This window comes from Gordonia sp. DT218 (genome assembly GCF_049847105.1).
Lineage (GTDB): Bacteria > Actinomycetota > Actinomycetes > Mycobacteriales > Mycobacteriaceae > Gordonia.
In genome coordinates this window covers 1-648 of the sequence record NZ_JBNCNS010000019.1, presented here as the reverse complement: position 1 = coordinate 648, position 648 = coordinate 1, and the positions used below count along the sequence as shown (strand labels likewise).

Sequence of the window (648 nt, the reverse complement as noted above, 5' to 3'; positions counted from 1 at the left end):
TTCCTGTCCGGTTGTGGGGTTGTGCCAGGTGATGGTGCGGTCGGTGTGCATGGTGGGGAGCCAGATCGCCAGGTGTTTGCGGTGGTGGTCGGGGCGGCAGAGCGGGATGATGTTGTCGGGCAGGGTCCAGCCGCCGATGTGTGGGTCGGCGTGGTGGTATTTGACGAGGTGGTCGAGTTCGCATTCGTGGGATGGTTTGCTGCACATCGGGTATCGGCACCACAGGTCGGTGCGCAGGATGTGGTCGCGGAGTCGTCGTGATGGTGTGTAGGTGAGTGCGCCGGGTGGTGGGTGGTCGAAGCCGCCGTGGCCGGTGGGGTCGACCGGTGGGGCGGGTCCACGCTCGCCGGTGACCACGATCAGTCCGGAGGGTCGGCGGTGGCCGGTGGCGGGTGGGGTGATGAGGGTGGCGTGCTCGGCCAGTCTCTCGGCCAGTGCGGGGTCGATGGCTCCGTAGCCGCGCAGTCGCGGTACCTCGAGGCCGGTGGGATCGGACATGAGTGTCCAGGTCGGCGGGCTCGCTGCGTCGACGACGGAGGCACTGCCTGGGTCCACCACATCGACCGGCTCGAACGGGTCCGCGGGATCGACCGGGTCCTTGGGATCGATGGGATCGACCGGCTCGACGGGGTCGACGGGATCGACCGG

1 pseudogene is annotated in these 648 nt (G+C 68.5%); it reads right to left on the bottom strand.

The features are described 5' to 3' along the window. Positions 1–648 (bottom strand): annotated as a pseudogene (locus ACPXCG_RS23965) (HNH endonuclease); the annotation flags it as partial.